We start from the raw sequence: 23,518 nt of genomic DNA, 5'->3' as shown, positions 1-23,518 counted from the left end.
CGATGCGATTAATGCCGTGATCACAAGCACCCGCACGAGACGCGACTGCTGAGCCACCATTGGGTTTCACCTCTCGGACGGAAGTTACCGTGTGTGATCCACGCACTACGCTGGACAGCACAGGGCTGCTACTCCGAACGTCGGCGATCTCGTTAAAACTGTTACGTGTCAACACAAAAATGTTCCGGTGCAACCTGAATCTTTATCTTTCAAACACGTACGGTCATTTGGACTGTGTGGAGAGTTTCCGACAACGCTGACATGACCTGGTCCTGTTCGGACTCCGTCATGTCGTGGAACAGCGGGAGAATCAGCGTCCTGGCCGTGAAGGCCTCCGTCACCGGCAGCGGCGCGCTGGGGTGACCCTCGTAGGCGGGTTCGAGGTGTGACGCCATGATTCCGCGCCGTGCACTGACTCCGCGTTCGGCGAGCCCAGCAAGGACTTCCTGGCGGTCCGGCGCGCCTTCGGGCAACCAGATCCAGAACGACTGGTAGTTGGTCGTTCCGTACTCAGGGTCACGCACCGCTGTGACACCAGTGCCTTCGAGCAACTCGTGGTAGCGCGCGGCCAACTCACGGCGACGAGCGATGATCGCGTCCAGTTTGGACAGCTGCACCAGGCCGACGGCGGCCTGGATGTCGGTCATCCGGTAGTTGAACGCGGTCTCCAGGTACTGCTCGATGACGGCAGAACCACCGTTGTGGCGGTCCGCCGCGGAGACGCTCATCCCGTGTTCCCGCAAGCGCTTGAGCCGAACGGCCCAGTCCGCGTCGTCGGTGGTGACCATGCCGCCCTCACCGGTGGTGAGAAGCTTGCGCGGGTGGAACGACCAGGCAGCGAGCAGCGCGTTGGTGCCGACCGGCTTGCCCTGGTAGGTCGAACCGACGGCGCACGCCGCGTCCTCGATCACGACGATGCCGCGCGGTTCGCACAACGCCTTGAGCGCGTCGACGTCCGCGGGCACGCCGGCCTGGTGCACGACCATGACCGCGCGTGTCCGGTCGGTGAGGACTGGTTCCACTGTGGACGCGCTGAGGTTGCCGGTCGAGGCCTCGACGTCGGCGAAGACCGGGGTCGCGCCGGTGTAGCGGACGGCGTTGGCGGTCGCGATGAACGACAGCGACGGCACGACGACCTCGTCGCCGGGGCCGATGCCGAGCAGGTGCACGGCGAGGTGCAGGCCGGTGGTGCAGGAGGACACGGCGACACCGTGCTGAGCGCCGACCGACGCGGCGAACTCCTCCTCGAACTGCCGGACCCGCGGACCCTGCGCCACCCATCCGGACCTCACGGCCTCGGCGGCGGCGAGCGCCTCTTCCTCGCCGAGCAACGGCCGCATAACCGGAATCACTGGTACTGCCCCTTCATCGGTGGATCTGGCGTCTGCAAGTACCACCAACCCATGATCAAACTGCCGCCACCTACTACCAACCTGTTCGACGGCGGACGAGACGGCGGACGAACAGGTTGGTAGTAGGAAAGTGCCTGTTGATGTTGAGTTGGTGGTACTTGCAGACGCCGTAACAGTGGGGTGCGGCCGCGGCGCTGCGCCGGCCTGGGGGTGCCGGCGGGCGCCATGGCCGCGGTCTGGAGAGTTACGCGTCGGCCTGCTCGGCGGCGGCCTTCTCGGCACGCCACCACGCGACGAGGTCGCGCAGACCGCCGTCCATCTCGATCTCGGGCTTCCACCCGAGCTCGGTGGCCGCGAGGCTGATGTCGGCGAGCCGGCGCGTCACGCCGTTCACCTTGCGCTCGGGGCCGTGCTCCAGCGGCAGGTCTGAGTCCATCGCGGCAAGCAACGCGAGGGCGAGCTCCTTGAGCGATGTCTCCTGGGAGGACGCGATGTTGTACACCGTGTCCGTGACCGGCGCCTTGGCGGCGAGGATGTTCGCGCGGGCGATGTCGTGCACGTGCACGAAGTCCATCGTCTGGGCGCCGTCGCCGAAGATGAGCGGCGACTTGCCGTCGACGATGCGTTCCATCCACCGGATGAGCACCTCGGTGTACAGACCGTGGACGTCCATCCGCGGGCCGTACACGTTGAAGTAGCGCAGCGCCACGTAGTCGAGGTCGTACATGGCCTTGAAGCTGCGCAGCATGCCTTCGTTGAACGCCTTCGCGGCGCCGTAGAAGGTGTCGTTGTTGTACGGGTGGTGCCGTTCGTTCGTGGGGAACGACTCCGCCAGGCCGTAGATCGACGCCGAGGACGACGCGATGACCTTCTTCACCCCGGCGGCCGCGGCGGCCTCCAGGATCGTGAACGTGCCGTCGACGAGGCACTCCAGCGCCAGGCGCGGTTCCTCGGCGCACTGCGTGATGCGGATGGCGGCGAGGTGGAAGACCAGGTCCTTGCCCTCGGTCAGCTCCCGCACGAGCGCCTTGTCGTTGATGTCGCCTTCGACGATCTTGACGACACCGGACTCCAGCGCACTCGCCAGGTTCTCCCGGCGGCCGCGCACGAAGTTGTCCAGCACGACGACCTCGGCGGCGCCGGCCTCGACGAGCTGGTCCACCACCGAGGAGCCGATCGTGCCCGCACCACCGGTGACGAGCGCGCGCTGGCCGGTGATCGGCTGACCCAATTCCTTCTGACCCAATTCCGTCTGGCCGGACATCAGGAAACCTTGCCTTCAACTTGTTGAACAGGAACGAAAACACCGCCGGTGCGCAACGACTCCGACGCCGCCTCCAGCACCGCCAGCACGCGCAGACCCGCGCGGCCGTCGGTCAGCGGCGGGCGCTTCTCGGTGATGGAGGCCGCGAACTCCGCCATCATCGTGCGCAGCGCCTCGCGCTCCAGCAACGCCGGCGCGACCATGTCGCCCGTGCGGTACGAGATCGTGCGCTGTTCCTTGGAGTGGTCGACGCCCCGGTCGTAAATGGACAGTCGCTGGGACGGATTGTTGTCGTCCCACACCACCGTGCGCTGCGAACCGCCGATGACCATCGTGCGAATCTTCGTCGGCGACAGCCAGTTCACGTGCACGTGCGTGATTGCCCCGTTGGACAGTCGCACCGTGAGGTGGCCAACGCACGCGACGCCCGCGCCGATCGGGTCGGAGCCGTGCGCCGCGACCTCCACCGGGGTGACGTCGTCGGGCAGGATCGCCTCGAAGATCGACAGGTCGTGCGGCGCGAGGTCCCACAGCACGTCCACGTCCGGCTGCACCAGACCGAGGTTGATGCGCACCGAGTCGATGTACTGGATGTCGCCGAGCTCGCCGCTGCGGATGATCTTGCGCAGGTGCTGCACCGACGACGTGTAGGCGAACGTGTGGTCCAGCATCAGCGTGAGGCCGCGCTGTTCGGCGGTCTCGACGAGCTTGAGGCCGTCCTCGAAGTTGGCCGCGAGCGGCTTCTCCACCAGGACGTGCTTGCCGGCCTCCAGCGCCGCCAGTGCGACGGGCAGGTGCGTGGCGGCGGGTGTCGCGATCGCGACGGCGTGCACCTCGGGGTCGGCGAGGACCTCGTCGAGGGACGCGGTGGCGCGGACCGTCGAGTAGTCGCCGAGCACGCGCTGGGCGCGCTCGACGTCGAGGTCGCACAGGTACCTGAGGCGGAGCTCGGGCGTGGCCTGGGCGTTGCGAACGAGGTTCGGCCCCCAGTACCCCGCACCGATGACGGCGATGCCAATCACAGGAGTCTTCTCCATCAGTAGGCCCCCTGGCCGCCGAAGACGGCGCGGAAGGTCTTCCACATGATCACGAGGTCGAGGGCGAGCGACCAGTCCTCGACATAACGCAGGTCGAGGCGGATCGACTCCTCCCACGAGAGATCGCTCCGGCCGCTCACCTGCCACAAACCGGTCAGGCCCGGCTTCACCAGCAGGCGGCGCCGCACGTCCGAGGAGTACTTCGCGGTCTCCTCCGGCAGCGGCGGGCGCGGGCCGACGAGCGACATGCTGCCCGCGAGGACGTTGAACAGCTGCGGGAGCTCGTCGATCGAGTACCGGCGCAGGAACGTGCCGACCTTGGTGATGCGCGGGTCCTTCTTCATCTTGAACAGCAGGCCGTGGCCCTCGTTGGCGGCGGCCAGCCTGGTGCGCAGCGCGTCGGCGTTCGTGACCATCGTGCGGAACTTGATGATCGTGAACGGCACGCCGCTCTTGCCGACCCGCTTCTGGCGGTAGAAGACGGGACCGCGGCTGTCGATCATCACGAAGGCCGCGACGGCGAACATCAGTGGTGCCAGCAGGAGCAGGAGGACGAATGCGCCGACGCGGTCGACGACGTCCTTGACCAGACGGCGGAATCCGCTCAGCGCCGGTTCGCTCACCCGCAGCAGCGGCATGCCGAGCACGGCGCTCATGTGCAGACGGGGGCCGGCGACCTCCATGAGGCCGGGCGAGACGACCATCTCGGCCCCGGAGCCTTCGAGCGCCCACGCGAGCTGCTGGAGACGGCGAGGTGTCCAGTAGGCGTCGGGCGTGACGGCGACGATGCGGTAGCCACCGCGGCGGACGTGCTCGGCGAGTTCACGGAGCTGGCCGACGACGGGCACGCCGTCGACGTCCGTGCCGGAGCGGCCGCGGCCGTCGATGGTGCAGATCGCGTCCACGCGCCAGCCCAGGTGGGCGACGCGGCGCGTACGGGTGATGAGGTCCTCGACCGTGTCCAGGTTGCCGGCGGCGAGGACGGAGAGCAGAAAACGTCCTTCACTGCGGCCGCGGTGCAGCGGGCGGCGCAGGAGGTAACGCATGGGGAACGCGACCAGGGCGATCGCGGGGACCACGACGAAGATCCACAGGCGGGCGCCGGGGATGTCGACGGCGAGCGCTCCGAGGCCGAGCGCCACAACGGCACCGAACAAACCCCGGCCGAGTCTTCGGAACTCCTCGGCGCCTTGGCCGAGGACAGTCGGCGTCCACACGCGGTTGATCGCGAGCGAGCCGACGACGACAACTACTGTGAGTATGTCCAACAGTGCGAGGGAAATCGGGCCAAAAGCGGCGTGTCGCATGCTCATGACGGCGCCGGTGGCGATGACGACCAGGGCAATGGTCAGCACGTCGGCGGTGATCACGGCATAGCGGTAGCGACTTTCCCAGCGGGCGACGGGTGGGTGCGTCTGTCTGTGTTCCGACAGAGGATTGAGCGTGGAGCGCATGCCCTGGGCGTCACGGGCAGCGACGTCACGGGCAGCGCGGACCTGCTCACTCATCGTTCTGATCTCCCCGGCTCAGCGGCGATTCGGACGTGCACGTACGCAGGTCACCCCGAGGACCTCAATCTTGTGATCTCCGGCAACGCCCGATTCGCAGCGCCACGGCCGAAGGTCGCAACCGATGATTCGCCCGTACCGGCATCGGCGTTACAAGCCATGGAAAAAAGTTTCCCGATGACCGAATACCGGACGTGACGCGCGTCTCACCACCTGGAAACCGTAAGCGACGCAAGACGATCCCTGCGTGTCCACAAGGGACATAAAGGTTACGGATGTCGCGAGGCAATCGTTCAGATCAGGCCTTCAGGCTCTAGTCCGATCGACTGCGATTGTGCATGCGCTTACCGCTGAACGGAGTAATGTGTTACGGCCGAACGGAAATGCGAACCTCATCACCGTTGACGACCACCACGTCCCCTTCGCGCAACTGTGCGCCACGCCGGACCTCGACAGCGCCGTTGACGTGGACTTCCCCGTCCTCGATGAGCTCCTTCGCGTGCCCGCCGTCCTCGGCGAGTGCCGCCAGCTTGAGGAACTGCCCTAGCCTGATCGGCTCTTCGGAGATCTCGACCGTCCGCATGAGTCCCATCATCCCAGTAGGGCGCGCCCCACCGCTCGCTCGGGGGCACGCACCAGCGCGGACGGGTGAAGTCGTTGACAGCCTTGAAGGATGAAAACTTCTCGGGGGTACGTCGCCTGGTTGGCGGTGTCGGGACTGGTGTGCGTGGCGATAACGATCTTCGCCGCGAGCGCGTACGTGACTCTGGACATGAGCCAGGCGAGGCCGGCACTGCACGGTCCGGTGCACTACGGCCTTCTGGTCGCGCACATCTTCACCGGAACGGTCGCGGTCCTGGCGGGTGTCTCGCAGTTCTGGCCCGGTCTGCGCAGGAGGCATCCGCGGGTGCACCGCGTGATGGGCCGCGTCTACTTCGGGGCGGTGCTGCCGTCGTCGTTGCTCGGCGTCGTGTGCGCCCAGCTGTCGTTCTACGGGCTGGCCTCGTCAGGGCCGCTGACGGTCCTGTCCGTGCTGTGGTTCGTCACCGCGGTCTACGGCCTGCGGACGGCACGGCGGCGCCGGTTCGGCGAACACCGCATCTGGATGATCCGCGGTTTCGCTCTGACCGGCGCCGCCGTGACGGGTCGCCTGTGGGGCCTGCTGCTCGGCACGCTCGTGCCCGACGGGGACGGGCTGCTGGTCTTCGCCACCGCGAACTGGCTGTCGTTCGTGGTGAACCTGCTGGTGGCCGAGTGGTGGATCCAGTCGCGGGGTTACACCCGGACCTTGCCCTCCGCAGCGTTGAGCCCGAGCATCTCGAGCAGGTCAGCGCAGTCGAGCGCGTTCGTGGCGTGACAGGCCACGGTGCGCGCCGCCTTGCTGTTCTGAATCGTGCTGTGCTCCTTTTCCAGAGCCTTGGCCTCGGCAAAGGTGCCGGTTTCGGGCTCGGCGATCGCGGGACGCGCCCAAGTCATGTCGTGCCTGCTTCCGCATCGGGGGATGTGGTCATCATGACAAGGGGATGTCCGAAACACCAGCTCTGGTGCTTTCCGTAATCATCCACCCACAGAGCGTGCAGCAGCCCGGATCATTGGAGAAAGCGTTTTCCGGGCTGCGGCTTGATCGATTGTTGCCAGGATTTCACATCACCGGCCGTACCGCAGCACGGACTCCACTTCGGTCACAAATGCAACCAGGCTTTCACCGTCCACATCGTCCGGCGTCGGACCGTCCACCGCAAGCCGTTGCAGCGCAACGGAAGTAGTGGCGCTCTCCCGCGCCAGGCGGCGGAACCCGAACGTGGCCTCGTACAGCGACACCGCGGTGCCCAGCGCGGCCAAAGTCGTTGCGGCGAAACCCCACATGGCCCTGCGCGGCCCGTCCGCCATCCCCACGGCAGCGGCGGCAGCGGCGGCGATGAAGAGGGCTGCGGCGATCGCGACCGTCCACGTGCGAGCGGCGGAGTAACGCTTGCGGCTGCGTTCGAAGTGGTCGAGCCGGTCCTGGAAGCGGTGGCGCAGATAGGCCTCCACGAACTGGCCCTCGCGCTGTTTGGTGGTCGCGGGTGGGGGTGGAACGCGGGGCGAGGCCGGGGGCTGGGGCGGGGCGACGCGGGGCGGGGGTTGAGCCGGGGGTTGGGTTACCGGCGCCATGCGGATCGTGGGATGGCTCGAGGCGGACAGGGCCGGCTTGGCGGCGGGCCTGTCCGCGGGCGTGGCGGCAGGCGTGGCGGACTTCGGCGGCGCGGGAGCGGCGGACTTCGCAGGCGGAGCTGCTGGTGCGGCTGGAGGAACCTTGGCCTGCGGGTCGGCCGCGGTCTTGCGCGGAACCGGTTTCGCGGCCGGGGCCGACGTCGCGTTCAGGGCCGGTTTCTCAGTCGGTTCCGGCTTCGCGTCCGCCTTCGAGGCCGGCGTCGCGGCCGGTTCCGGCGTCGCGGGCTGGGCTTCGTCCACAACCGTCTCTTTCTCGGTCTTCGCGGCCTTCTCGTCCTTCGACGTGCTCATGTCCGCACCACCTCGTGCTTGCGGTCGCTCACAGCGGCCTCCAGGTCCGCCACGCGGTCCAGCCGGTCGTCCTCGGAGGCCGGCGCCGGAGCGGCGAGATGGGCGAAGTACAGGGCACGCAGGCGTTCCGCGCGGGACCGGGCGGTGAGGTACTTGTCGAGTGACTCGCGTTTACGCGCCACGATCGTGATGGCCGCGGCGAACGCGCCACCCGCCACGACGAGCACGCCCGGCCACGGCGTGTCCTTGAGCCACGTCTGCAACGCGGCGAACACGGTCGTGGTCAGGCCCCCGGCGATGGCCAGCACGGCGGTGAGGCGGTAGCGGTTCTGTTCGACCTCGGCCTGCGCGTCGAGTTCCTGGAACGCCGGTGCGACGACCTGGTTTGCGTCGTGGATGGCGTCGGCAAGTGCCGGGTACGCGACGACGAAGCCGGGGTCGACCAGTGGGCGTGCTTCCGGTGCGCGGTAACGGATCTTCGGCCAGATCTTCGGCGGCCGGACGGGCTTCTCCTTGCCCAGCAACCGTTCCAGCGCGGTGACGGTCTTGCCGGGCCCCTCGTCGACGTGGACGATGAAGATCTTGCCGCTGCGCACCAGGACCGCGAGATCACCGGTGAGGTTGCCGGTGGCGATGCGGTCGGCGAGGCCGCCTGTGCCGGCGAGCACCAGCAGGGCGTTGTCGCCGCTGAGGTGGTCGATGACCTCCTGCTCGCTCTCGCCTCCGACGACGAGGGCGATCACCGGCTTCTTGTGCCGGATGGCGTCGACCGCGCGGAACAGCACCGGGGTCGCGTCCGTCCACTCCGAACCGGGCACGATGACCGCGACGCTGTGGTTGGGTTCCAGCGCGATCTGACCGTTGGTGGAGGTTTCCGTGACGTCGTGCACCTTGCTGCTCGGCGCGACGCCGACCACGACGGGCCAGCGCTGTTCGCACGCCTGCAAAGCCATGCCCAGCAAGTGGACAACGCCTCTGTCGGTGCCTTCGGTGACGAACACGGCGCCGTTGCGGGCCGCGGTCACGACGACGGATCTGAGCACCGGCAACAACTTCGCGGCGAGATCCGTCTCGATGTCTTCTGTGGAGCCGAAGACCGAGATCACCGTGCGTCCCCGGGGCAAGCCGAGGGCCTTGGGTTTGATGTCGGCGTCCGGCTGGGACAGCCGTTTGACTGTCGGGCCGCCTGCTGTGGGCATGCCGGGCACCATAACGCCGTGATCGATCGCAGACCAGAGCCGTTCAGACCTCGTCCTCGTCGTCCACGGGAACGTCCTGCCGCTGCTCGTGAACGTCGGCCTCGTTCGCCTCCAGCGGCGTCTCCGACGTCTCAGGTGGCTCGTGCGGGACGACCTCCCGCTGCTGTTCCTGCACGTCCGCGTCCGGTGCTTCGGGATTCATGTGCGGCGGTTTCCCTGCGCGGCGCCCGTCCACACCTGCCTGGTCAGCTCGTCGAGGTCGGCCAGGTCCGGCAACACCACGTCAGCGCCGGCGCGGCGCAGGTCCTCGACAGTGCTGCGGCCGGTGGCGACGGCGACGAGCCGCACTCCGGCCGTGACCGCCGCGTACACGTCGTGCGGGGTGTCGCCGATCAACACCACCTCATCGGGTGCGAACGGCCGGATGTGCCGCGCGCGTTCACGGGCGAACGTCACCAGCTCGGCGCGGTCGGCGTGGTCGTCTCCGAACGCGCTCACGTCCCAGTCGACGAGGTGCGCGAGCCCGAACTCCTCCAGCTTGATCCGCGCGACGCTGCGGAGGTTCGCGGTCAGCACGCCCTGGTGCACGCGCGGGTCGTTCGCGAACGCTTCTAGCGCCTGCAGCGCGCCGGGCAGCACCTCGCCGTGGCCGGGCAGGTCCGCGCGCCGGGTCTCGAACGAGTTCGCCAGAGCGGTGGCCAGCAGCTGGGCAGCCTCGTCCGTGTGCTCGATGCCGTGCTGCCAGAGGGTCTCGGCGATGATGTCGAGTTCGGTGCGCCCGCCGAGGTCGACGGGGCCTTTCAGCTGCATGCCGAACGCGGTCAGGAACGCCTCGCGGTACATCAGTCCGCCGAAGCCCCGTGCCGAGATCAGCGTGTTGTCGACGTCCCACAACACCAGCAGTTCGGGCCCGGTCACCGGACCACCACCCCTCAACCCGTAAAATCCCTGCTCATGACCTCGATCGACCCCGCAGAGCTGGAAGTCTGCCTGCGCGTGCTTGCCCAGGTCGAGGACCTGCCCGCGGAGCACGACGACGCGGTGCGCGTCCGCCTGGCCACCGCGAAGATCTTCAAGGCCGCGAAGAAGTTCCGTAAGTCCGAGCGCAAGGCCGCCATCACGGCCAACGACCGGGCCGTCACCGCGCTGACCGCCACCGGGTCGCCGGACCGCATCGACGACGAGACGCAGGGCCTCCCCCTGGTGTCGAACGCCCAGGGCGCCACGGCGGGCACGCTGCTGCGCGCGCGTTCCTGCTACACGTGCCGCCAGCGGTTCGTCGAGGTGGACGCCTTCTACCACAACCTCTGCCCGTCCTGCGCCGCCTTCAACCACGGCAAACGCGACGCGCGCACGGACCTGACCGGCCGCAACGCCCTGCTGACCGGTGGCCGCGCGAAGATCGGCATGTACATCGCGCTGCGGCTGCTGCGTGACGGCGCGCACACCACGATCACCACCCGCTTCCCGAAGGACGCGGCCCGCCGGTTCGCCTCGATGCCGGACTCCGCCGAGTGGATCGACCGGCTCAAGATCGTGGGCATCGACCTGCGCGACCCGGCCCAGGTGCTGGCGCTGGCGGACGAGGTGGCCTCCCGCGGACCGCTCGACGTCCTGATCAACAACGCCGCGCAGACCGTCCGCCGCTCCTCCAACGCCTACGCGCCACTCGCCAACGCCGAGCACGAGGCGCTGACCGGCGACGCCCGCCGCCCGGAGCTGATCTCGTTCGGCGGCCACGGCCAGCTGGCGTTGCCCGGCACCGCGGTCCCCGAGGCGCACTCGGTGACGACGCTGGCGCTGATGGCGGGCTCCAAGGACATCGACGCGGGCGGCCTGGTGCCGGACACCGCCCCGGTCAACTCGTGGATCCAGAACGTCGACGAGGTCGACCCGGTGGAGCTGCTCGAGGTGCAGCTGTGCAACTCGACGGCGCCGTTCCTGCTGATCTCACGGCTGCGTTCGGCGATGGCGAAGTCCTCGCACCGGCGCAAGTACGTGGTGAACGTGTCCGCGATGGAGGGCCAGTTCTCCCGCGCCTACAAGGGCTCCGGGCACCCGCACACGAACATGGCCAAGGCCGCCCTGAACATGTTGACGCGCACGAGCGCCGAGGAGATGCTGCAGGCCGACGGCATCCTGATGACCGCCGTCGACACCGGCTGGATCACCGACGAGCGGCCGCACCCGATGAAGATGCGGCTCGCCGACGAGGGCTTCCACGCCCCGCTGGACCTGGTCGACGGCGCCGCGCGGGTGTACGACCCGATCGTGCGCGGCGAGGCCGGCGAGGACCTGTACGGGTGCTTCCTCAAGGACTACGCGCCGTCGAATTGGTGAAGTTCAGCTGACGCACGTGTCCGAGGTACCCGTCGGACGCGCCCGAACGAGCCCTTTCGTCACCAGGTAGGTCTATTCGACCAAGTGTTCGAGTACCCATTTGTCATGAGGACAGTGTGGCGGGGAGCACTTCGGTTCGGCATGACGACGATGACGGTGCGGCTGGTGTCCGCGTCGACCGAACATCGCGGCAAGGTGCACCTGGTGCACCGCGAGGACAGCGGGCGCGTGCGGCACCAACAGGTGTGCGGGGAGTGCTCGCTGCGCCTGACAGCGGACGACATCGGGCGCGGGTACGAGCTCGACGACGGCCGCATCGTGCAGATAGATCCGCGCGACCTCCCCGCGCCGGAGGACGGCGTGATCGACGTCCAGCAGTTCGCGCCGCAGACCGACCTCGACCCGGTCGCGTTGCACCGCAGCTACTACGTAGAACCGGACGACCTGGCCGTCCGCTCGTACGTGCTGCTGCGGGAGACCCTGGAGCGCACCAAGACCGCGGCGATCGTGAAGTTCGCGTTGCGCGGCAAGGAGACTCTGGCTGCCCTGCGCCCGCAGCACGGGGTGCTCGTGCTGCACACGCTGCTGTGGCCGGACGAGGTGCGCGAGCCGCACTTCGCGTTCCTGCACCGCGACACCGAGGTGCGCACCGGCGAGCTGGCCGCTGCCGCCGCGCTGGTGCGGGCGCAGACACGCCCGTTCCGGCCGCACGACTACCCGAACACGCACCACGAGGCCTTGCTGCAGCTGGTGGAGGCCAACGTCTAGGCGGCTCCTGGTGGTGCGGGCGGACGACGCGCGTACCGGGGATGAACGCGGGTCGTCCGCCCGTGCCGCCAGGGGCGCTAGCATCGGCAGCCATGCTCGCCAGTCCGTCCGATCTCGTCGACCTGCTCGAATGCGAGCACCGCAGCTACCTGGCGCGTGACGAACGGCGTGGCGACCCGGATGAGCTGCGCCGCAGGGCCGCTCGGACGGCTGCGGAGATGCGCTCCGGCGCGGACCTGATCGAGAACGCCGTGTTCTTCGACGGCGCCTTCCACTGCTCGGCGCAGACGCTGGTGCTGACTCCGGACGGCTACGAGCCGTGCGAGGAAGCGCAGGAGGCCACTCCCCTGGCCGTCCTGAGCCTGACCGCGGTGGCGCGCGCACTGGGTGCCGAGCGGGCGCACCTGATCATCGACGGCCGGCGCACGTCGTTCCGCGTCGCCGACTTCGGTCCCCTGCTCGGCCGCCTCCAGACGCGGCTCGCGACGCCCTCACCTGCGCCGAAGCGGTCGTGGGGTGATGTCAGGGCCGCGTGCAACGGGTGCCGTTTCGCCCGCCACTGCGCTTCGGGGCGTGAGGAAGCGCGTGACCTGTCGCTCGTGGCCGGGCTCAGGTCCGACCAGCGGCGGAAGCTGGTTTCGGCCGGCATCGACACGATCGACGCGCTCGCGCGGACCGACGAGCGGCCCGCCACGCTCTCCCCCGCCAGCTTCACGGCGCTGGCCGCGCAGGCCCGGTTGCAGGTGCAGCAGGAACGCACGGGCGTGACCAGCTACGAGGTCGTCGCGCCGGAAGCGCTGCAGAACCTGCCGGAACCACAAGAGGACGACGTGTTCCTCGAAGTGGACGGCGACACGTTCCGCACGCCGGGCTGGGAGGGCACGTTCGCGGAGTTCGTCGAGCGCACGCCGACGGGCACGGTGTACCACTTCACGCCGCACGATCTCGTGGCCAGGTCCGCCCGCGCGGCGACGCTGGAGTCCGAAGTGGACGAACTCGTGCGGCGGTGCGTGGATCTGGGCGCGCTGACCCGGCGGGTGATCAGGGTGTCGACGCGGGAGTACACGCTGCCGGCGTTGAAACCGTTGCTGGACGACGAAGTTCCGACGCGGGGTGTCCGCGATCTGCTGGATAAGATCAAGCGCGAGCACGGTGTCGAGACCGCGGTGCGTGAGGAGCGGGACGAGGCCGCGCTGGAGAAGGCGGCCGAGCGGGCGCGCCGGATGGCGGCGCTGACCGAGCCGTTGCTCGCCGAGGGGCACGCGTTGTTCGCGGCGACGGTCGGGTACCACCGGCGGGAGGCGAGTCCCGCGTGGGGCGACTTCTTCCGGCAGGCCAGCGCGCCGATCTCGGACCTGGAGACGGATTCGCACTGCGCGGTGCCGATCACCCTGAGGGCAGAGGACTGGGTGCCGCCGAGCGGGCGGGTCCGGACGCACAAACGGCAGGTGCACGCGCGGATCGATCCGGAGCGGCCGCATCCGTTCGGTTCCGGGGAGCAGGTCCGGCTGCTGTACCCCGGCAACGTCACGCGCAATGCCGTTGTGTCGGACGACAACCCGTACGAGCTGGTGCTGACCGAGAGCAACTCGCAGGAGCACGGCGAGCTGCCCGTCGCGGTGCTGCCCGGCAGCCCGGTGCCGGCGTCGCCCAAGGACGAGGCCGTCGCGGAGCTCGCCGAACAGGCCGTGCACCTGCTGCCGCTGCTCCCCCGCAACCCCGGCATCGACCTGTTGCTGCGCACGCCGCCTGGACAGTTGCCGCAGCACCCCGACGTGGTGCAGGCCGTGATCAAGGCCGTCGACCAGCTCGACGGCGGCACGCTGGCCGTGCAGGGACCGCCCGGCGCCGGCAAGACGTACCTGGCGACCAAGCTCGTGAAGCACCTGATCGACCAGGGCAAGACGGTCGCGGTGACGTCCACGTCGCACAAGGCCGTGGAGAACGTGCTGCGCTCGGCCGACCCGGACATCCCGATGGCCAAGCGCCCCAAGGGAAAGCCCGAGGAGGACGTGCCGTGGGACCAGCCGAAGGACAACGGCGCGCTGGCTCGCTGGCGTGAGGAACACCCGCAGGGACATCTGGTCGGCGGCACCGCGTGGACGTTCTCCAACGCCGTGATCAAGGCGCAGCCGTTCGACGTGATGATCATCGACGAGGCCGGTCAGTTCGCGCTCGCCGACGCGGTGGCGGTGGCCACGGCCGCCAAGAACCTCGTGCTGCTGGGAGATCCGCAGCAGCTGCCGCAGGTCGTGCAGGGCGTGCACCCGCCGGGCAGTGACGCGTCGGCGCTCGGGCACCTGCTCGGCGACGCGGACGTGATCCCCGGCCACCTCGGTTACTTCCTGGCCCAGACGCGCCGGATGCACCCGGCGGTGTGCAAGCCGGTGTCAGAACTTTCTTATGCCGGACTGCTCCATTCGCACGAATCGGCGGCGAATCGCGGTATCGAGGGCATCGAGCCCGGGATCTACCTGCGCGAGGTCGATCACCGGCACAACATAACGGCGTCGACCGAGGAAGCGGACGCCGTGGTGGACACTGTGCGCTCGCTCGTCGGTCGTAGGTGGACGGACAACGGCGAAACGCGCGAACTGACCGATGCGGACATTCTCGTGGTCGCGCCGTACAACCTGCAGGTCAGGGTGATCCGCCGAAGGTTGGCAGATGCGGGTTTCGACGAAGCCCGGGTGGGCACAGTGGACCGCTTCCAGGGTCAGGAAGCACCCGCGGTCATCATGTCCATGACGTCGTCGTCCACCGTGGACCTGCCGCGTGGCCTGGACTTTCTTTTGTCACGTAACAGATTGAACGTGGCACTGTCGCGTGCCCAGGCGCTCGCCGTGATGATCTGCTCGCCACAGCTGCTGAACGCGGACGTCCGCGGCGTGGAACAGATGCGCCTGGTGGCGGGCATGATCGGCCTAACAGAAAACATGAGGATCTGTTCGTGGTGACACCTTAGCGTTGTCATACGGTGACCTTCCGAGTGCTCTGTGTTGCTAGCGTGGCGCGGTTCACCCAGTCGGGTGATCAAGAAATCGAATCGCTCGATCCGCCACGCACCATCCAGAGCAGGAGAAATCCGTTGGCAAGTAGAGTTCTCGGCGCGTTCGTGGTGACGGCCACCGCGACCCTGGTCTCCTTGGCGCTGGCCACCCCGGCCAGTGCGCACACTCCCAAGGTGGAGGCCTACTGCGACCAGAACGCGAAAGTGACCGTGCTGAAGGTGACACTCACCCAGTACGCGGGCGGCAACAAGAACACCGTGCTCGTGAAGGACGGCGGCACGGAGCTCCAGCCCACCAAGAACTTCAGCGAGAGCTGGTCGAAGACGTGGGACAAGCTCGACGCCACGGTCGACCACAACTTCGTCGTCGAGGTGAACGCGTCAGACACCACGCCGAAGAAGAGCTACGACTTCGACTGGGACAAGTTGGTCAAGTCGTGTGTCACGAAGGCGCCGCCTTCGTCGACCAAGCCGCAGGAGCCGACCCAGCCGGGTGTCCCGACCCAGCCGGAGGTGCCCTCGTCCTCCGTGACGCCGCCGTCGTCGTCGACCCCGGCTGCCCCGGCTCCCGGTGGCAGCACGCCGGAACCGCCGCTCGCGGCGACCGGTGCGTCCCCGTTGTGGCTACTGCTCTCGGGTCTGGGTCTCGTGGGTGCCGGTGCCGGCACGCTGCTGTTCCTGCGCCGCCGCCGCAGCGCGTGAACTAGCTGAACGACGAACGGGGGTGGCCGGCCGGCCGCCCCCGTTCCTGCTTGCCAGTGGTGTGACTCGCCGCTAGAGCTCCAAAGTGTCCGCTGGGCCGTGGCCTTGGCGGATGAACCACTCGGTGCCGAAGACGTAGGCGAACGTCTCGTCGTCCAGCGCCAGGAAGAGCGAGTGTTCGGCGATCTGCGAGGCGTGCGCGCGCATCGCGGCCCGCTTCACGTCGAGGTACTTCGTCACGTCGACGCCGACGTTGATCTCCGACTCCGCCACGGCGTCCTCCCCCAGCGGCGGCGGCTGGTCGAGCCCGGCGCGGTCGATCGCCTCGCGGAACCTGGACTCCTTCACCATCGCCTCGTACACGGCGGGTGTCGCGGCGATCTCGGCCGCGCGCTTGCCCACCCGGTGCACCTGGACGTGGTCCGGGTGGCCGTATCCGCCGAAGCTGTCGTAGATCGTCAGCGCGTCCGCGTCCTCCTCCCGCAGGACCGCGGCGAGTTTCTGGGCCGCCTCCTCGACGTCGGCCGTCCAGAACGATCCCGGCCGGTCGTTGAGCTCGTCCCCCATCATCCCGGAGTCCAGGTAGCCCAGGAACTCCACGCGCGCCACGCCCAGCAGGTCGGCCGCCACCTGCGTCTCGACGACCCGCCGCTGCCAGAGTTCCTCGCCCTCCTCCAGGAAGTCCGGGATCTCGCCGGACTCCCCGCGGGTCGCGACCACGAGCACGACCCGATGCCCCTCCTCGAAGGCCTTCCGCATCACGCCGCCCGTGACGATGCACTCGTCGTCGGGATGTGCGTGGAACGTCACCAGTGTCGCCATGCCCTCGACGTTACCCGCGAGTGGAACTTCGCCATTCCCCCAGGCACTCGCGGCTCTTTACGGTGGGGAACGGACCCTAGGCGGGCAGGGGAGGTTTGTCGTGCGCGTGCTGTGCACGGTCGCGTTCTCGGCTGCCCACGCACGGGCCACCCTTCCCCTCGTGTCGATGCTCACGTCGCTGGGGCACGAGGTGCTGGTGGCGGGCCCGGATTCGGTGCTGGCCGGGTTCGCCGGCGAACCGGTGCGGACCGCCGGTGTGCTGCCCGAGGTGTGCGACCAGCTGGCGGACCTGTTGCAGGGCGAGGTGTTAGCGCTCCCACCGGACTACGACCCGTTCGCCGACGAGATGATCGTCGAGTTCGCCGCGGGTCCGCACATCACGAACGCCGCGCGGGCGTTGCTGCCGGTGGCCTCGGACTTCCGGCCTCATCTCGTGCTGCGCGGGGGCATCGAGTTCGCGGGGCTGCTGGTGGCGGAACGGCTCGGTGTGCCGCACGTGGCGGCGCCGTCCGGGGTCGGGCCTTACCTGGACCGGGTGACGCTGCTGAACGCTCTGAACGAACGCCGCGCGGAACTTCGCCTGCCGCTGCACGAATCCCTCGACTCGGCGCACCGGTACGGGCGGCTGGACGCGGTCCCGCCGGGTTACTCCTTCGCCCGCCAGCCGATGCCCGCCGCGTTCGCCTTTCAGCAGCCGTCGCACCACTCCGCTGGGGAACGGCTGCCGCAGTGGGTGGCCGATCTGGACCCGTCGCGGCCGCTGGTGGTGGCGTCGACGAGCACGTCCGGCGGGGTGTTCGCCACCGAGTCGGCGTTGCGGTTGTTCGACTTCGACGCGCTGCCGGACCAGGCGTTGCGGCATTCGCCGTTGGCTCACCTGGAGACGGTGGTGGCCGGGCTGTCCTCTGTGGACTGCGAGGCGGTGGTGCTGACCGGCGGGTTGCCGGTGCAGGACTCCGGGGCGGCGAACGTGCACCTGGCCGAGACGTTGCCGCAGGCGTTGTTGTTGCAGGCGGCGGACTTGCTGGTGTCGCACGGGGGTTACAACTCGATTCGGGAGGCCATGCGGGCCGGGGTGCCGGTCGCGGTGTTGCCGGTGCTGCACGACCAGATGCACAACGCCCACCGGGTCGGCGAACTCGGGCTCGGCGTCCGGGTGCAGGACTTCGAGGCGGACGCGGTGGCGTCCGCCTGCCGGTACGCGCTGACGAACGCGGCGGTGCGGCAAGGAGTGCGGAAAGCGCAACGGCACATGCTCGGGTTGCCGTCCATTCGCGAGGTGGCCGGATATCTCGAACGGATCGTGCAGCGCAACCGCAGGCTGGTCAGCATGTGAAAGGGCGGCGTCCCCTCAGGAAGGAGAGCGCCGCCCCTCGGCGAACTCGTGGAGCTATCGCAGGGTCAGGTTCCAGGCGTTGATGTACCCGGTGTCACCGGAGTACACGTCCTGGACCCGCAGCTTCCACGTGCCCGCCGCGACCTCGGACGAGGCGTTGACCGTGTAGGTCGCCACCACGTTGTCGGCACTGTCGGACGAGGAGGAGTTCTTCAGCCGGTAGGCGGTGCCGTCCGGCGCGACCAGGTCGATCACCAGGTCGCCGCGGTAGGTGTGGACGATGTCCACCCCGACCTTGGTCGTCGAGGAGGCGTTGCCCGTCACCGTGGAGCTGATCGAGGAGGTGACGGTGCCGAGGTCGGCGATCGCCACGTCCGTGGTGTTCTCCAGGCCACCGCTGGGCGGCGGCGTGGTGTCCAGCGCGTTCACGGTCTTGGTCGCGTCGGCCAGGCCGGCGCCACAGCCACCGCTGCACGTGCCGGGGATCGCCCTGGCGTTGGTCTTGATCAGGTCCTTGACCTGGGCCGGGGTCAGCGACGGCTTCTTCGCCACCAGCAGTGCCGCGAGGCCCGCGATGTGCGGGGCGGCCATCGACGTGCCCTGGTAGGGCTTGTAGTTCTCGGCACCGGGGACGGTCGCGCCGGCGTTCAGCGTCGACCAGATGCCGTTCTCCGGCGTGGTGATGGTGCCTGGGGTGTCGGTGCCGCGACGGGTCTCGCCGCCGGGCGCCGCCACGTCGATGCGGGTGCCGTAGTTCGAGTAGAACGCCTTGTTGCCCTCACGGCCCAGTGCCGCGACGGTCACCACGCCGTTGCAGTTGGCCGGGGTGAAGTTGGCGACGTTGGCGTTCGAGTTGCCGGCCGCGACGACGACCGTGGAGCCGCGGTTGATGGCACCGTTGATCGCGTTCTGGTAGGTCGTCGAGCAGGACGACTGACCGCCCAGCGACATGTTGATGACCTTGGCGGGCGTCGCGTTCGCGGGCACGCCGCTCACCGTGCCGCCGGACGCCCAGGTGATCGCGTCGGCGATGTCCGAGGTGGCGCCACCGCACTTGGCGAGCACGCGCAACGGCTGGATCTTGGCGTCGTAGGCGATGCCCGCGATGCCCTTGCTGTTGTTCGTGGACGCGGCGATCGTGCCGGCCACGTGCGTGCCGTGCCAGGACGAACCCTGGTCAGCCGGCGGAACGGGCTGGCCGTTGGCGTCGGTGCCGCACTCACCGCGTGCGGTCCAGTCACCCTCGTCGGCCGGGTTGGAGTCACGGCCGTTGTTGTCGCGGGCACGAGCGGAGTCGGAAACAAAGTCGTACCCCGCGACGACTTTGGATGCCAGATCGCTGTGCGCGACGTAGCCGGTGTCGATGACCGCGACGGTCACACCGGAGCCGGTGGTGCTGGACCACGCACCGGGCACGTTCATGCCCGCGGTGGCCTCGAACAGGTCCCACTGCCGGGAGTACTCGGTGTCGTTCGGGTCGGCGAACGGCTGCATCAGCAGGTCCGGCTCGACGTAGGCGACCTTCGGGTCGTTCTTGAACGCCTGGATGGTGTTCTCGGCGTTCGTGGTCTTCGAGCCGAGGTCGACGACGACCGCGCCACTCGCCATGCGGCGGTGCACGGACTTGCCCTTGTTCTTCGCGTCGTCCGAGGCAGCGGTGTCGGACGAGGCCTCGGCGGTGCCGGGCTTGTAGCCGACGATCAGCCGCTCGAAGGGGCGGTTCACCTGAGTCGAGTCCGGCTGGGACTGGATCCCGCTGGGACCTGCCCAAGATGATCCAATACTGACTGGTGAGACAACGCTGAACACGGCGGCGGAAACTGCCGCGGCGCACAGGGTCGTGCGTCGCAATCCGTTCACGTGAGGTCCTTCCACGCAGGGCCTTCGCGTGCCGTTGAGGGCGTCAGTGTTCTGAACCGGCTGCGGAGGTGACGTGGACCGTAAGTCGGGTCACACCTGCGAAAACAGGTCTAGCGGAGTCCGGTTTCCGACACTGGCGTGTTCACGACAGGGCTACTGCTCTGAATGGCGCACAATATGGCCGTGTTCGGACACTTGGGCGTCTCTCCGGAGCTAACGGCCGTTTACGAGCTTCTGGTAACGGGAGGCAGCCGCACCACCGACGAGATCGGCGTCGCCGTCGTGGTGCTGGAGCAGATGCGAGAGCTCGGCCTGGTCCGGCACCTGCCCGGCGACGTGTGGCAGGCGGTCGCGCCCGATCTCGCGGTCGAGGCCCTGATCGCGGCCCGTGAGGAGGCCAACCGGCGGGCTCGCGCGGACGTCGGCCCGTTGATGGAGCTGTACCTGCGCAACCGCGACGAGGAGCTGGCGGACAACGCGTTCGTCGAGGTGGTGTCCGGAAAGGACGCTGTGCGCGATCTGTGGCGGACGTTGCTGGGCGGTGCGCGCGAGGAGGTCTGCGTGCTCGACCAGCCGCCCTACCTGTCGCCGCAGGAGGAACACGCCGAACTGGAGGACTCGACGCGGCAACGGGACGTGCAGTGGCGCGTGGTCTACGACAGGTCCGCTGTGGACCTGCCGGGCCGGGTCGCCGAGATCATCGAAATGGTCGCGGCCGGCGAACGGGCCCGCGTCACGCCGACGCTGCCGTTCAAGCTCGCCGTGATCGACGCGCACGCCGCCGTGCTGCCCGTGGCGTCCGGTGACGTGATCGACAAGGTGCTGCTGATCCGCCCGTCGGCGTTGCTGGACGTGCTGCGGTCGACGTTCGAGCTGTACTGGGACAAGGGAATCCCGTTCAGCCCCGGCGGGATCTACGCGGCGGCGGCCGACATCGACCCGAACCTGCTCGGGCTGCTCGCGGCCGGGCTGACCGACGAGTCGATCGCCCGGCAGCTCGGGCTGGCGCCGCGGACCGTGCAGCGGCGGGTGCGGCAGCTGATGGACCGGTGCGGCGCGCAGACCAGGTTCCAGGCCGGCGTGCAGGCGATGCGGCGCGGCTGGCTCTAGCCGGAAACCTGGTGGCAACCAAAAGTGATCTTGCGGCGTCTCCCTCTGTGCAAGCACACATCACCAGGGGGATACATGCGCATGCGCAACGTGATGGCGGCTGCCCTGACGGGCCTCGCACTCATCGGTCTCGCGGGCACGGCGACGGCGTCCGCATCGGCTTCCACGGACCTCACGTGGCCGCCGAAGGACATCACGCCGGTCCACAAGACCAAGGCGGAGCTGCAGAAGCAGGCAGACGGGTTCTCCGCGCGGCAGCAGCAGACCTACCCGCGGGCGTTCCGCGGCGCGCAGAACGTCTCGCCGGGCAACTGGGGTGGCGAGGCCGAGGGCGTGTTCGACGACATGCAGTACATGGGCAACACCGTGTCGTTCACCTACAACGGCCAGAACGTCACGACGTACACGCAGGTCAACGCGCCGGGCGCGCACGCGTGGTCGCCGAAGGAGTACTGCGAGACCACCACGTGCACCCGCACGGTCAGTGACCACCGGGGTGGCGTGACCGTGTTCTCGAAGGACGAGCGGTTCGGCATCACGTCGGCGCGGAACTTCCGCCGCAACGGCGAGGTCGTCTGGGTCCAGAGCTGGACGCCGGGCACCGAGGCGCGGCTGGCGGCTCTGGCCACCGACCGCGCCTTCACCTTCACCAGGTAGTTCTGGCAACCAAGTAGTTCTGGCAACCAGGTAGTTCTGGCAACCAGGTAGTAGTTCTGGTGCGGGCGCTTCCGGTCATGGAGTCACCGGAAGCGCCCGCTCTCTCAACTGATGACCTTGCGCGCGGCCACCAGCTGCCCTTCCGCGAACCCTTCGACGCGCACTTCGCGTCCGGCCGCGGCCAACGTCACGACGTGCGCGCCGTCGGTCACGTCCTGCGAGGTGACGGGGCGGCCGTCGACGTAGACGTCCACCCGGTCGAGGTTCACGGTGTCCAGTGAGACGGTCGTCCCGTCGACCGCCACGCCCAGCCTGCGCACCGGCATCGCGGCGAGCAGCGAGCCCGCCTTGGCGAGCAGATCCACGTTGCCCTGCAACAGGTCTGCCCGCGTCACCCGGTGCTGGTGCGTCGGTCGCACGCCCAGGTCCTCCACGGGCGTGCCGGAGAGCTTGCCGACCCGCAGCGTGCGGCGGATCGACACGCGCATGTTCGCCTTGCCCGGCAACGTCTTGTACGGCGACTCGGTGTCGCCCGGCCCCGGGATCTTCAGCAGCGTCATCAGCAGCCCGTGCGTCCACACGTTCGCGCCGCCGGCACCGGTGTTGTCGTCCACGCCGAGGATCGGGCCCAGTTCGTGGTCGGCCCAGCCCGCGGCGAAGATGTCGGTGGCGGAGTAGCAGCGCGCGTCGGTGATCAGCAGGACCGGGCCGTGGTAGGTCTGGCCCACGGCGTTCGCGCCGTCGACCGGCGTGATGGTGTGGGCGCACGAGAACGCCTGGCCGGTCTCGGTCGAGGAGTCGAGCGACGGGAACCACGGGCCGAGGTCGATCTGGCCGGTCGGGTCGTCCGCGTGCCGGCGGCAGATCCGCAGGTTCAGCGGCGTGCTGAGGAACTGCACGGGTTCCGGGTCGACGCGCCGCGGCGTCATCGTCTGCAGCAGGAACTCCGAGGCGAAGATGTGGCCGCCGCCGTTGTCGCGGACGTCGACGATGAGCCCGTTCTGCGGCAGCAGGGCCGCGAGCCTGATGAACTCCGCGAGGAACGCCTCGGGGTCGTCCACGCTGAACGTGAAGATCCGCAGGTGGCCGAACTCACCGGACGGCGTGGTGACCGGACGGGCGCGGAACACGCCGGGCATGGTCGTCGGGACATCCTGCGCGGCCATCGCGACGGCACCGCCGGTGGCCTCGGCCTGCACGACGTTGGGCGCGTGCAACAGCTTCTTGGCGCGGGCCTTCTCGTCGGAGTCCAGATCTACGCCCTGCGCGGCCGCGGCGGGCGACAGCGAGTCGACGTCGGTCATCGGCGGCAGGTTGTCGATGACCTGCCAGTCGACCCGGATCTCCTCGGCTCCGGCCGCGCCGCGGTAGGTCACGACGACCCAGGCCTCGTCCGGCGGGAGCTGGATCACCAAGGGCCGCAACGTGAGCGACTCCAGGCCGCGGGCGAGGTTCGCGGCGGTGTTGCTGCCCGCGAAGATCGCACCGTTCAACGCGACCGCGCGGGCGATCGGTATGCCGTTCCAGTGCGTCACCACGGTACCGGCGGCGAGACCGGAGAAGTTCGCGACGGTGCGGGTGACGAGGTACTCCTCGGTGCCGTCCTCGGCGAAGCAGCGCTCCAGCTGGAACGGCAGGAAGGCGATCTTGCCCGCGTACGGGGCGGGCAGCAGGTAGTTCGTGTGCAGGTCGCGCACCGAGTGGAAGGTGCTCGACAGGTCGCGGTGGAACTGCCACTCGGGATCGGCCGTGGCGTCGGTCTGCCGTTCGAGTCTGGCTCGTAGGACCCTGAGTCTTTGCACGGGGTTCACCGCGTGCATCGCGACTTTGAGGGGCAGATGCGCGTAGTTCTGTTCCAGCAGCACGAGCGCCTGGTCGACGATCAGCTTGCGCTGCGCGAGGGTGAGCGTGCCCGACGTCGCGAGGAACTCGGCGAGTCCGACGGAGTTTGCGACGTTCGGGTGAGCGGTTGCGGTCATGGCGGGCCTCCTTGCCAAGTAGAGGCTTTCCAGGGCGGCTGGATACACCTTTTTCACCCGTTCGGCCGC

20 protein-coding genes are annotated in these 23,518 nt (G+C 68.7%); 8 read left to right on the top strand and 12 right to left on the bottom strand.

Features of this window, described 5'->3' with window-relative positions; genetic code table 11:
* Positions 1–209 precede the first annotated feature (209 nt).
* From SK803_RS11060 to SK803_RS11040, 5 genes are all read right to left on the bottom strand, one after another.
* Positions 210–1,352 carry a DegT/DnrJ/EryC1/StrS family aminotransferase gene (locus SK803_RS11060; protein WP_319965770.1) on the bottom strand — a complete coding sequence of 381 codons (1,143 nt, stop codon included), beginning with the start codon at positions 1,350–1,352 and terminating at the stop codon, positions 210–212.
* Positions 1,353–1,596: 244 nt separating this feature from the next.
* Positions 1,597–2,616, bottom strand: coding sequence for an NAD-dependent epimerase/dehydratase family protein (locus SK803_RS11055; protein ID WP_319965769.1), 1,020 nt, complete (start codon positions 2,614–2,616; stop codon positions 1,597–1,599).
* Positions 2,616–3,653 carry a Gfo/Idh/MocA family protein gene (locus SK803_RS11050; RefSeq protein ID WP_319965768.1) on the bottom strand — a complete coding sequence of 346 codons (1,038 nt, stop codon included), beginning with the start codon at positions 3,651–3,653 and terminating at the stop codon, positions 2,616–2,618. Before SK803_RS11050 ends, SK803_RS11055 begins: the two co-directional genes overlap by 1 nt.
* A complete protein-coding gene (locus SK803_RS11045) occupies positions 3,653–5,107 on the bottom strand; it encodes a sugar transferase (RefSeq protein ID WP_319965782.1) in 1,455 nt (484 codons plus the stop codon). The genes SK803_RS11050 and SK803_RS11045 overlap by 1 nt, the downstream gene beginning before the upstream one ends.
* A 421-nt stretch (positions 5,108–5,528) precedes the next feature.
* Positions 5,529–5,744: an RNA-binding S4 domain-containing protein gene (locus tag SK803_RS11040; RefSeq protein WP_319965767.1), complete on the bottom strand. Its 216-nt coding sequence runs from the start codon at positions 5,742–5,744 to the stop codon at positions 5,529–5,531.
* Positions 5,745–5,834: 90 nt separating this feature from the next.
* On the opposite strand from SK803_RS11040, the gene SK803_RS11035 reads away from it, so the two are divergent.
* Positions 5,835–6,518: a DUF2306 domain-containing protein gene (locus tag SK803_RS11035; RefSeq protein WP_319965766.1), complete on the top strand. Its 684-nt coding sequence runs from the start codon at positions 5,835–5,837 to the stop codon at positions 6,516–6,518.
* A 290-nt stretch (positions 6,519–6,808) separates the two neighbouring features.
* Here SK803_RS11035 and SK803_RS11030 read toward each other — a convergent pair whose 3' ends face one another.
* Genes SK803_RS11030 through SK803_RS11015 form a run of 4 tightly spaced genes read right to left on the bottom strand, consistent with a single transcriptional unit; the run spans position 6,809 to position 9,783 of the window.
* Positions 6,809–7,666: an SLATT domain-containing protein gene (locus SK803_RS11030; protein WP_319965764.1), complete on the bottom strand. Its 858-nt coding sequence runs from the start codon at positions 7,664–7,666 to the stop codon at positions 6,809–6,811.
* Entirely contained in the window at positions 7,663–8,865 is a 1,203-nt protein-coding gene (locus SK803_RS11025; RefSeq protein WP_319965763.1) for a hypothetical protein, read from the bottom strand. The genes SK803_RS11030 and SK803_RS11025 overlap by 4 nt, the downstream gene beginning before the upstream one ends.
* A gap of 43 nt (positions 8,866–8,908) precedes the next feature.
* Positions 8,909–9,067: a hypothetical protein gene (locus SK803_RS11020; protein ID WP_319965762.1), complete on the bottom strand. Its 159-nt coding sequence runs from the start codon at positions 9,065–9,067 to the stop codon at positions 8,909–8,911.
* Positions 9,064–9,783 (bottom strand): HAD family hydrolase, encoded by a 720-nt coding sequence (locus tag SK803_RS11015; RefSeq protein WP_319965760.1) that lies wholly within the window; start codon positions 9,781–9,783, stop codon positions 9,064–9,066. Before SK803_RS11015 ends, SK803_RS11020 begins: the two co-directional genes overlap by 4 nt.
* 36 nt (positions 9,784–9,819) lie before the next feature.
* Between SK803_RS11015 and SK803_RS11010 the strand changes: the two genes are divergently transcribed.
* From SK803_RS11010 to SK803_RS10995, 4 genes are all read left to right on the top strand, one after another.
* Positions 9,820–11,205: an SDR family NAD(P)-dependent oxidoreductase gene (locus tag SK803_RS11010; RefSeq protein WP_319965758.1), complete on the top strand. Its 1,386-nt coding sequence runs from the start codon at positions 9,820–9,822 to the stop codon at positions 11,203–11,205.
* 105 nt (positions 11,206–11,310) lie between these two features.
* Complete coding sequence (gene ku, locus SK803_RS11005; protein WP_319965757.1) at positions 11,311–11,973, top strand: non-homologous end joining protein Ku; 663 nt, start codon at positions 11,311–11,313, stop codon at positions 11,971–11,973.
* A 92-nt stretch (positions 11,974–12,065) separates the two neighbouring features.
* Positions 12,066–14,930 (top strand): bifunctional RecB family nuclease/DEAD/DEAH box helicase, encoded by a 2,865-nt coding sequence (locus SK803_RS11000; protein ID WP_319965756.1) that lies wholly within the window; start codon positions 12,066–12,068, stop codon positions 14,928–14,930.
* A 131-nt stretch (positions 14,931–15,061) separates the two neighbouring features.
* Positions 15,062–15,685, top strand: coding sequence for an LPXTG cell wall anchor domain-containing protein (locus tag SK803_RS10995; RefSeq protein WP_319965755.1), 624 nt, complete (start codon positions 15,062–15,064; stop codon positions 15,683–15,685).
* A gap of 72 nt (positions 15,686–15,757) precedes the next feature.
* Here the strand turns inward: SK803_RS10995 and SK803_RS10990 are convergent, their stop codons facing one another.
* The gene (locus SK803_RS10990; RefSeq protein WP_319965754.1) at positions 15,758–16,507 is read right to left on the bottom strand and encodes a PIG-L family deacetylase; all 750 of its coding nucleotides are present in this window, start codon (positions 16,505–16,507) and stop codon (positions 15,758–15,760) included.
* A gap of 100 nt (positions 16,508–16,607) precedes the next feature.
* On the opposite strand from SK803_RS10990, the gene SK803_RS10985 reads away from it, so the two are divergent.
* Positions 16,608–17,843, top strand: a complete 1,236-nt coding sequence (locus SK803_RS10985) for a glycosyltransferase (protein WP_319965753.1) — start codon at positions 16,608–16,610, stop codon at positions 17,841–17,843.
* Between the two features lie 54 nt (positions 17,844–17,897).
* Here the strand turns inward: SK803_RS10985 and SK803_RS10980 are convergent, their stop codons facing one another.
* On the bottom strand, positions 17,898–19,568 hold the full coding sequence (locus tag SK803_RS10980; RefSeq protein WP_319965752.1) for a S8 family peptidase: 1,671 nt from the start codon (positions 19,566–19,568) through the stop codon (positions 17,898–17,900).
* Between the two features lie 318 nt (positions 19,569–19,886).
* On the opposite strand from SK803_RS10980, the gene SK803_RS10975 reads away from it, so the two are divergent.
* A complete protein-coding gene (locus SK803_RS10975; RefSeq protein WP_319965751.1) occupies positions 19,887–20,813 on the top strand; it encodes a LuxR C-terminal-related transcriptional regulator in 927 nt (308 codons plus the stop codon).
* Between the two features lie 75 nt (positions 20,814–20,888).
* A complete protein-coding gene (locus SK803_RS10970) occupies positions 20,889–21,470 on the top strand; it encodes a hypothetical protein (protein WP_319965750.1) in 582 nt (193 codons plus the stop codon).
* A gap of 104 nt (positions 21,471–21,574) precedes the next feature.
* Here the strand turns inward: SK803_RS10970 and SK803_RS10965 are convergent, their stop codons facing one another.
* Positions 21,575–23,449 carry a S41 family peptidase gene (locus tag SK803_RS10965; RefSeq protein ID WP_319965749.1) on the bottom strand — a complete coding sequence of 625 codons (1,875 nt, stop codon included), beginning with the start codon at positions 23,447–23,449 and terminating at the stop codon, positions 21,575–21,577.
* Positions 23,450–23,518 lie beyond the last annotated feature (69 nt).

Source organism: Lentzea miocenica (assembly GCF_033949945.1).
In the GTDB taxonomy this organism is placed as follows: Bacteria; Actinomycetota; Actinomycetes; order Mycobacteriales; family Pseudonocardiaceae; genus Lentzea; species Lentzea miocenica.
This window is presented reverse-complemented; position numbering and strand designations above follow the sequence as displayed.

Coding starts and splice junctions, on each gene's coding strand:
- SK803_RS11010 (WP_319965758.1), top strand. CDS start 9,820: ATGACCTCGATCGACCCCGCAGAGCTGGAAGTCTGCCTGCGCGTGCTT.
- SK803_RS11025 (WP_319965763.1), bottom strand. CDS start 8,865: ATGCCCACAGCAGGCGGCCCGACAGTCAAACGGCTGTCCCAGCCGGAC.
- SK803_RS10990 (WP_319965754.1), bottom strand. CDS start 16,507: ATGGCGACACTGGTGACGTTCCACGCACATCCCGACGACGAGTGCATC.
- SK803_RS10965 (WP_319965749.1), bottom strand. CDS start 23,449: ATGACCGCAACCGCTCACCCGAACGTCGCAAACTCCGTCGGACTCGCC.
- SK803_RS11000 (WP_319965756.1), top strand. CDS start 12,066: ATGCTCGCCAGTCCGTCCGATCTCGTCGACCTGCTCGAATGCGAGCAC.
- SK803_RS11040 (WP_319965767.1), bottom strand. CDS start 5,744: ATGCGGACGGTCGAGATCTCCGAAGAGCCGATCAGGCTAGGGCAGTTC.
- SK803_RS10970 (WP_319965750.1), top strand. CDS start 20,889: ATGCGCATGCGCAACGTGATGGCGGCTGCCCTGACGGGCCTCGCACTC.
- SK803_RS11030 (WP_319965764.1), bottom strand. CDS start 7,666: ATGAGCACGTCGAAGGACGAGAAGGCCGCGAAGACCGAGAAAGAGACG.
- ku (WP_319965757.1), top strand. CDS start 11,311: ATGAGGACAGTGTGGCGGGGAGCACTTCGGTTCGGCATGACGACGATG.
- SK803_RS11055 (WP_319965769.1), bottom strand. CDS start 2,616: ATGTCCGGCCAGACGGAATTGGGTCAGAAGGAATTGGGTCAGCCGATC.
- SK803_RS11020 (WP_319965762.1), bottom strand. CDS start 9,067: ATGAATCCCGAAGCACCGGACGCGGACGTGCAGGAACAGCAGCGGGAG.
- SK803_RS11050 (WP_319965768.1), bottom strand. CDS start 3,653: ATGGAGAAGACTCCTGTGATTGGCATCGCCGTCATCGGTGCGGGGTAC.
- SK803_RS11045 (WP_319965782.1), bottom strand. CDS start 5,107: ATGCGCTCCACGCTCAATCCTCTGTCGGAACACAGACAGACGCACCCA.
- SK803_RS11035 (WP_319965766.1), top strand. CDS start 5,835: ATGAAAACTTCTCGGGGGTACGTCGCCTGGTTGGCGGTGTCGGGACTG.